8 protein-coding genes are annotated in these 8299 nt (G+C 47.8%); 7 read left to right on the forward strand and 1 reads right to left on the reverse strand.

The genetic code is table 11. The features are described 5' to 3' along the window. Positions 1–38 precede the first annotated feature (38 nt). Positions 39–1256 (reverse strand): MFS transporter, encoded by a 1218-nt coding sequence (locus tag RTV33_RS09315; RefSeq protein WP_396327260.1) that lies wholly within the window; start codon positions 1254–1256, stop codon positions 39–41. A 461-nt stretch (positions 1257–1717) separates the two neighbouring features. On the opposite strand from RTV33_RS09315, the gene RTV33_RS09320 reads away from it, so the two are divergent. The 7 genes from RTV33_RS09320 to RTV33_RS09350 form a co-directional block, all read left to right on the forward strand. Next, positions 1718–1954, forward strand: a complete 237-nt coding sequence (locus tag RTV33_RS09320) for a DUF3343 domain-containing protein (protein ID WP_312643678.1) — start codon at positions 1718–1720, stop codon at positions 1952–1954. Beyond that, positions 1951–3105, forward strand: a complete 1155-nt coding sequence (locus tag RTV33_RS09325) for an aminotransferase class V-fold PLP-dependent enzyme (RefSeq protein WP_312643679.1) — start codon at positions 1951–1953, stop codon at positions 3103–3105. The genes RTV33_RS09320 and RTV33_RS09325 overlap by 4 nt, the downstream gene beginning before the upstream one ends. Before the next feature lie 232 nt (positions 3106–3337). Then, on the forward strand, positions 3338–4207 hold the full coding sequence (gene cdaA, locus RTV33_RS09330) for a diadenylate cyclase CdaA (protein ID WP_312643680.1): 870 nt from the start codon (positions 3338–3340) through the stop codon (positions 4205–4207). Beyond that, a complete protein-coding gene (locus RTV33_RS09335) occupies positions 4204–5475 on the forward strand; it encodes a CdaR family protein (protein ID WP_312643682.1) in 1272 nt (423 codons plus the stop codon). Before cdaA ends, RTV33_RS09335 begins: the two co-directional genes overlap by 4 nt. Before the next feature lie 28 nt (positions 5476–5503). Further along, positions 5504–7129: an FAD-dependent protein gene (locus RTV33_RS09340; protein ID WP_312643723.1), complete on the forward strand. Its 1626-nt coding sequence runs from the start codon at positions 5504–5506 to the stop codon at positions 7127–7129. Between the two features lie 18 nt (positions 7130–7147). Continuing rightward, positions 7148–7444 carry a hypothetical protein gene (locus RTV33_RS09345; RefSeq protein ID WP_312643683.1) on the forward strand — a complete coding sequence of 99 codons (297 nt, stop codon included), beginning with the start codon at positions 7148–7150 and terminating at the stop codon, positions 7442–7444. Positions 7445–7712: 268 nt separating this feature from the next. Next, the coding region (locus RTV33_RS09350) for a DHH family phosphoesterase (RefSeq protein ID WP_312643685.1) at positions 7713–8299 on the forward strand (587 nt) is incomplete at its 3' end.

Genomic DNA, 8299 nt, shown 5'->3' on the forward strand with positions numbered 1-8299 from the left:
AAAGGGCGCTTCGTCAGAAGCGCCCTTTTGTTGCTTGTTTATTTATCACAATCGCGAATGCTTGGTACCAGCCAGCACAAGGCACCCGAAATAAGAATAATGATACCGCATACAAAAAAACAGCTCATTACCCCCAGCTTTTCAGAAAATACCCCCGCAAAAGCCAAACCAATGGGGGTTGCAAGAACCATAATGCTCATGGAAATCGACATTACCCTACCGAGGTACTCCGGCTCTACACGTTCCTGAATTAGAGCCATAGCAACGCCTGAGTAGAAGGGGGCAGCAAGCCCCATTATCCCCGATAAAATCACAAACAGGATAAACCCGCTGACGGGGAGAAGTCCTGTGGCTACAAGGCTCGCGCCCATCAGTAAGATAGAAAGGATAATGGTCGTAATCTTATTTTTAAAGCCACCCCAAATACCCAGTACAATCGAGCCAATCAGCATACCGGCGGAAAACGCGACCTCCACAACACTTGCCGATACTGCATCACCGTTGAAATAGTCCATTGAAACCAGCGGGAAAAGCGCGTTGATGGGCATAAACCCGAACAGGTACAGCGCGGTTACCAATGTCAGCGGCAGCAAACCCTTGTGGCTGCGCAGCACGGCGAGCCCTTCTTTTGTATCGCGCCATACATTTGGTTTTGCTTCGGTGTCTGTATTAACTGTAAGTGTGGGAATATAGACCAGTGCAAGGGTTGCAACACCCGCTATCGCGCCGAAGACATCGAGAAATATAATATTCGAGATGTCCCATGCTGCGTACAGTACCGCTGCAATAGGTGGCGAAAGCAGCAACGACACCGACTGTAGAGTTTGTGAATAGCCTGCGCAGCGCGTCAGCTGGTCTGCGGGAACAATCAGCGGAGTTACTGCAGAAAGCGACGGCGAATGGAAAGCACTGCCCACCGAACGGATAAACAATACGCTCATGACCAGCCATAACGGAATTTCGCCGAACCGGCCCATTACCACAATGGCAAGGCTTGCAATCGCAATGCAGCTGTCTGAAATAATCATAATGTGTTTGCGGTTGTGCCGGTCAATAAAGGCGCCTATGAACGGCCCGAGCAGACCCTGGGGTAAAAAGCCGATCAATGTGGCGGCAGAGAGCACCATTGCCGATTTGGTAATATCAGTGAGATACCAGATGATAGCATATTGGATGATTGCGCTAGTCAGCAGAGAGATTGCCTGCCCCGCCCAGATTGTAAAGAACGGGATTTTCCAGTTGTTTGATTTTATCAGATGTAACTTCATAATGTCTCCTCAGCAAATGTTTCTTATGACTAGTATCGATATGTTGAGATAAAAAATGCATGCACAACGGGTTGTTGAACATGCAGACAAACAGAGATAGCTTGTAGGCAAAACGGGCATCTGCAAGCACTCTGGTTTGAAATCTGTACAACAATTAAAGCCTGCAGCAACAGGTTTACTCTGTCAAATTCAGTATTTTCAAATTAACTGAGCTTTACACAAACCGAAGTGCCATAAAAATCTCCCTAAAATATATAAATTCCTACTTATTCTAACCGAAACAGCCCCAGTTGTCAAATATTAGTGTATTGGAATAGGGCTTGTATCGTAACCGCACCAATTTACCGTCATAGCATAAAATAATAAAGCAACAGGTATATGATCGGCGTTGTATTGCACCCGCAGGGCATGCAACGTCTTTACGATAGATTAGGAGGTCGATTACAAAGATGGAGAAAAGCATCATTGTTGTAAAGTCCATCACCTATGCAATGCGGGGACAACAGCTCCTGAACAACTATGGTATCAGCGCTTATATTGAGCGCAACACCGGTGCTGCCAGCAAATATGGCTGCGGCTATAGTGTTCGTGTGAAAACGAGCGAAGCCAACCGGGCTGCCGAGATTTTAACAAGCTATGGAATACGCGTTGTCGATATTCTGCCCGTAGGGGGTGGCAAGTCGTGATCTATTTGGATAACGCCGCTACAACTTATCCCAAGCCCCCGCAGCTGCTGCGCGCTTTTACCGAGTATTTGAATTTTTATGGTGCAAATCCGGGACGGAGCGGCCATACAATGTCGCTTGAAACCGCGAAGCAGGTGTATAAAACACGTGAGGCAGTAAGTGAACTGTTTGGTGCAAAAAGCCCCGAGGATGTTATCTTCACTCAAAACTGCACCCACTCCATCAATCTGGTACTGAAAGGGCTGCTAAAATGGGGAGATCATGTCATCATCTCAGATTTGGAGCACAACTCAATTTTGCGCCCTATTCATAAGCTTTGGCTGCAAAATGGTGTGCAGTACAGTGTAGCAGAGGTTGTAGAGGGTGACTATGACGCAACGGTGGAAAATTTTCAGAAGTGTATCCGCCCAAATACAAAGCTGATTGCCTGCACCCACGGTTCCAATGTTTTTGGCATTAAGCTGCCAATCGCACAACTGGCAAAGCTGGCTCACCAAAACGGTGCACTGCTGTTGGCAGACTGCGCGCAAACGGCGGGAGTTGAAGACATTGATGTTCTCAAAATGGGCATTGATTTTCTTGCGGCGCCCGGACACAAGAGCCTATACGGTCCCACCGGTACCGGTGTATTGGTAATTGGCAATGAGGATGTTACGCTTGATACACTTACCGAGGGGGGTACAGGTAGCAATTCACTAAATTATGAGCAGCCTGATTTTCTGCCCGATCAACTGGAGAGCGGTACCGTCAATACTGCCGGCATCATTGCACTGGAAGCCGGCATTGCCGATATCAAACGCAAGGGCATCGCAAACATTTGCGCGCAGGAGCTGCTGCTTGCACAAACACTTTATGATGCCATGGCGGCTATGCCGCAGGTAAAGCTGTATACGAAACGCCCGACAGAACACTACCATCTGCCTGTGCTGTCATTTACGTTGGGCGGCGAGCATTCGGAGGAAACTGCAAAACGCCTCAGTGAGCATGGTGTCGCCACACGCGGCGGGTTTCACTGTTCACCGTTGGCTCATAAAAAAATGGGAACGACTGAAACCGGAACGGTACGCGTCAGCCTAGGCATGTACAATGGCATAGAGGATGTAAGAAAATTCTTAACAATTCTAAAATTATTACAAAATCATATGGTTTAGGATTGAAATACTGCGCAGATGTGATAAAATATAGAAATAAGCTTTTTTATGGTAAAAGGCTATGTTTTCCACGTTCTGCGCCGCCTTCGGGCGCTATTTGTTATGTTTTATCACATCGGAAACGGTCTTTGCTCGCCTTAGCACGCAAACTTGCGCCAGGCGCAAGTGTAAAACCGCGTTTTAACACCGATTTCATGATATAACATTATTTTAATATAGAGGAAGTTGAAGAATGGAGATATTGGACAATTTTTGGCTACAATTTGCCGGAAGTGTAAAGGCTGTTGGAATTGTTGATATAATTGATATGCTGTTCGTGGCGTATCTCATTTATAAGCTGGCACATTTTATGAAGGAGACCCGTGCTGCCCAGCTGGTTAAGGGTTTGATTGTATACATTGCGGCATTTTTGATTGCCATTGTCGCTGATATGAGAACCGTACGGTTTATTATGGAATATCTGCTCAACAACGGGCTGATCGTATTGGTGGTTGTGTTCCAACCCGAGCTGCGCCGTGCGTTGGAACAGGTTGGCCGAAGCAAACTGCCCATCGGGTTATTCTCATCACACACAATGAGCGAAGAAGCGGTCAAGCTGCAGTGGCAGAATGCAATTTCGTCCATTTGTGAGGCGGCTTCCTCCCTTTCCAGAACGCAGACAGGTGCGTTGATTGTAATTGAGCAGCAGACTAAGCTTGGTGACATTATTAAAACCGGTACTGTGATCGATTCTGACCCGAGCATGGAGCTCATCGGTAACGTGTTTTTTCCGAATTCTCCGCTGCACGACGGCGCTATGATTATTCGTGCCGGCAGGCTGCATGCGGCGGGCTGCTTTTTGCCGCTTTCCACCAACTACGAAATCAGCAAGCAGCTGGGTACGCGTCACCGCGCGGCACTTGGCATGAGCGAAAACTCCGATGCAATTATCGTTGTAGTATCAGAGGAAACGGGCTATATTTCGGTGGCACGCAACGGCGTGCTCAACATCAATCTTTCCATCGACCAGCTGCGTAAAACTCTGGAGGAAACAATTCTAAAAGAGGACAAGGAAGAGAAGGGTGAGAAAAAATTAGGTTTTTGGAAGGTGAAAAATAAATGAACAACTTTAAAGAAAAATTAAATAACCTTTTATTTAATAACGGTTTTCTCAAGCTTGTTTCTTTGTTTCTTGCCTTTGTGGCCTATGTTGTTGTGGCAATGTACATTAACCCTACCAAGGATTGGACTGTTACCGATATCCCTATCAATATCGATGTACACAATGCATCCATTGAAAAGCAGGGGCTGAATCTGCTTAGTTCAAACATAGCGGCTGCAAATGTAAAAGTATCAGGCAAGAACTATATCGTTACAAATCTTTCTGAAAAAGATATTGCCATCAATGCGTCGCTCAGTACGGTTTCGGGTGCGGGGGCTTACGACTTAAAGCTCGAGGCCGTAAATAAATCCGGCAAAGATTTCGTCATCACCGGTGTTACACCGGGAGTGGTCAAGGTGAAGTTTGATAAGCTGCTCAGCCGCAAATTCCCTGTCACGGCACAAATCGAAAACTTTACCATGCCCGAGGGCTATATGTCGCCCGATGAGAAGCCGCTTGTCACTCCGGGCGAAATTACCATCACCGGCCCCGAAGTAGAGTTAGATAAAATTGCAAAATGTGTCGTTAAAAAAGACTTGGAGAACAGTCCACTGAATAAAACAACGGTGCTCAAGCTGCCAATCGAATTGCAGGACAAGAACGGCAACCCTGTTCAATCGGATGAACTGAAGTTGGAGTACGACATTGCCGATGTTAAGCTCACCATATTCAAAAATAAGCAGATTCCCTTGAGTATTGGCTTTACCAATGTGCCAGCAAATTTCCCCATTGAAGAGCTGGAATACACCATCTCCAACGAAAAGATCTGGGTGGCGGGTCCGACCGACCAAATTGACAATCTGACGGGTGTGAATGTGGGCTATGTTGACTTAAAAACCCTCACCCCCGACAACAACGTCTATAATTTTGATGTTGTGCTTCCGGCTGATTTCAGCAACGTGCAGCACATCGAAAGTGTTACAGTGGAATTTGACACTACGGGGATGTCTGAAAAGAAATTCTATGTCAGCAACCTTAGGGTGATTAACGCACCTGTCGGGTATAATGTGACGCTGCTTACCAAGCAGCTTAGCAACGTCACCGTTGTAGGCCCTAAAAAAATTGTGGATAAGCTGACGGCAAAGGATATTGTAGGTGAAATTGATCTTTCCGACCGTAAAATTACCTCGGGGCAGATTGAAATGCCTATCAGTATGATTGTACCGGGCAAAGGCTTAGTGTGGTCAACAGGAACCTACACCGCAGTAGTAAATATTAGAGAGAAATAAAAAAGACAGAGGATAAGGCTTGTCAGCGATGTTGGCAAGCCTTTCTCTGGTTATGGAGAGTATTATGATTGTAATAACAGGAATCCGCACCGAAATTGCACAGGGAACACAGGCAGCGATTGAAAGGGCGATTGCGGAGCTTGGCATCAAACAAAGCAATGTGAAAAACAGCTATATCATCAAAGCATCGGTGGACGCACGCCGCCGCACCAACATGAGTATGGTGTACTCGGTAGGACTGGAGCTCACCTGCGATGAGGAAGAAGCGGTAAAAAAGGCAAACAAGCCCTCAATCACTCTGCGCAGCACAGAGCAGACTCCGCTTGTGTTCGGCTCACAAAAATTGAACTCCCGTCCTGTTATCGCGGGGTTTGGGCCTGCCGGTATGTTTGCGGGGCTGCTGCTGGCGCAAAACGGTTACCGTCCCATCATACTTGAACGCGGCGGCGATGTGGATACCCGCGTTCAGGCGGTGGAAGGCTTTTGGCAAGGTAAGGGGCTAGATACCGCAACCAATGTGCAGTTTGGCGAGGGCGGCGCGGGAACCTTCTCAGACGGCAAGCTGATTACCCGCATCAACGATCCGCATTGCAACTATATTCTGCGTGAGTTTGTACGTTTTGGTGCCCCGCAGGAGATTTTATATAAGGCAAAGCCTCACATCGGTACAGACCTGTTGCGCGGCATTGTCAAGGCAATCCGGCAAGAGATTATTTCTCTTGGTGGTGAAATTCGCTTTTGCTCACAGCTTGAGGATTTTATAATTTCTGAAAATAAGGTGCAAAGTGTTGCCGCAGGCGGGGAAAGTTTACCCTCACAGGTACTGGTGCTTGCGGTAGGGCACAGTGCACGAGATACCTTTGAACTGCTGCAGAACAAACAACTCGCTTTGGAGGTCAAGCCGTTTTCGGTGGGGGTGCGTATTGAGCACCTGCAATCCGAAATTGACAAGGGGCTGTTCGGCGAATTTGCGGGGCACTCTGCGCTCGGCAAAGGGGAGTATCAGCTTTCCCACAGGCGCGGGGAGCGCGCGGTCTACACCTTTTGCATGTGTCCCGGCGGTACGGTGGTGCCTTCCGCGTCAGAGGAAAACAGCGTGGTGGTAAACGGCATGAGCGAATATGCGCGCGATAAGGCAAACGCCAACTCCGCACTGGTTGTCTCGGTAGACAGCCGTGATTTCGGCGATAATCCCATGGATGCCATCCGCTTTCAGCAAAGGTTGGAACGCGCGGCATTCACTGCCGGTGGCAGCAGCTACAAGGCGCCTGCGCAGACGGTGGGCGACTTTTTAAAGGGGCGTACAGGGCTGAACCTTGGCAGGGTGCAGCCGTCTTATTCCATCGGCACCAAAGCTTCGAATATGCTCGATTTATTTCCACAGCAAATTACGGATATGATGCGCCTGGGGCTTCTGGTATTCGATAGCAAAATTAAGGGCTTTGCCGCTCACGACGCGGTGCTTACCGGTGTTGAAACCCGAACCTCATCGCCCGTACGTATTTTGCGAAACGAAAACGGCGAATCGATTTCGATAGGGGGCTTATACCCCTGCGGTGAGGGTGCAGGCTATGCGGGCGGCATTATGAGCGCCGCGGTGGATGGATTGAAAATTGCCGAAAGCATCATTCAAAAATACGCTCCGCTGGAATGACGCAGAGGGGGAATATTGATGGACACCAGTACCCTAATCGTAGTTTTTATTGTTCTGATGATTGTATTAACGCAAAGAAACACGATTTTGATTGCAGTAAGAAAGAAAAGAAAGAGGAGAATGGCAACGATGACGAACGAACTGATTCGAAAGTATATCGGTAAAACATGTCTTATTTCCACAGGCTCATTTGGCAGTTCGGTCAGTGGGGAGATTTTGGATGTAGTAGAAAATTGGATTGAAGTGAAAACCAAAAAAGGGAGCCAACTTCTCAATGCGGATTACGTCACCAACATAATGCCGAAGGAATCATAAGAAAACGAGACAGGGCAGGCCGCAGCCTGCCCATTTTACATGGCTGGTCAATTGGCACTATTGAAATTAAATGGCTATAATGGTAGAATATAATGATATAAAACTGTTTTATAGCTTTTCCAATAATAAACCGGAGAAGAGGTATTGGCAACCGCCGTACAAACGACTTTCTAAAGCCAATGCAGTAACAGTATGCCTTTTGGATATGCAAGCAACTCCGTTTCGCAAATGGGATTGCTTTAACGACTAACCAGCGGAGGATTGTGGATTGGGTATTAGAAAATGGGATATTTTAAATATAGATCGGCGTAAATCAGCAAACCTTGCAATTGCTACCGGTTTGGACGGCTTTGTCTGCGACATTCTGCAGGCAAGGGGAATGGACACCGTCGAACAGCTGCAGGAATTTTTTTCTGAACAGATGTATGATCCGTTTCTGCTGCCCGATATGGATAAAGCTGCAGAGCGTGTTCAGGCGGCGATTGATGAGCAGGAGAGCATCTGCATTTATGGCGACTACGACTGTGACGGCATCACCAGTACAGTTTTGCTCTACACCTATCTGCAAACGATGGGGGCGCAGGTTTCTTATTATATTCCCGACCGCGACTGTGAGGGCTACGGCATGAACCGCGGTGCGATGGATACCCTGTCGCAGCGCGGCGTAAACCTTATCATCACGGTGGATAACGGAATTTCCGCGCTTGATGAGATTGACTATGCAAATTCACTGGGGATGCAGGTTGTTGTTACCGACCACCACAGGCCCCGCGAGGTGCTGCCGAATGCGGTGGCAGTGGTAGACCCTCACCGGGCTGACTGTACCGCTCCGTTCAAAAACTTGGCGGGGGTGGG

This window comes from Hydrogenoanaerobacterium sp. (genome assembly GCF_032017025.1).
Lineage (GTDB): Bacteria > Bacillota > Clostridia > Oscillospirales > Ruminococcaceae > Hydrogenoanaerobacterium.

What these genes read in the sequence shown, in the direction of transcription:
- RTV33_RS09320 (WP_312643678.1), top strand. Translation starts at nt 1,718, where the DNA reads ATGGAGAAAAGCATCATTGTTGTAAAGTCCATCACCTATGCAATGCGG.
- cdaA (WP_312643680.1), top strand. Translation starts at nt 3,338, where the DNA reads ATGGAGATATTGGACAATTTTTGGCTACAATTTGCCGGAAGTGTAAAG.
- RTV33_RS09335 (WP_312643682.1), top strand. Translation starts at nt 4,204, where the DNA reads ATGAACAACTTTAAAGAAAAATTAAATAACCTTTTATTTAATAACGGT.
- RTV33_RS09340 (WP_312643723.1), top strand. Translation starts at nt 5,504, where the DNA reads ATGTTGGCAAGCCTTTCTCTGGTTATGGAGAGTATTATGATTGTAATA.
- RTV33_RS09345 (WP_312643683.1), top strand. Translation starts at nt 7,148, where the DNA reads ATGGACACCAGTACCCTAATCGTAGTTTTTATTGTTCTGATGATTGTA.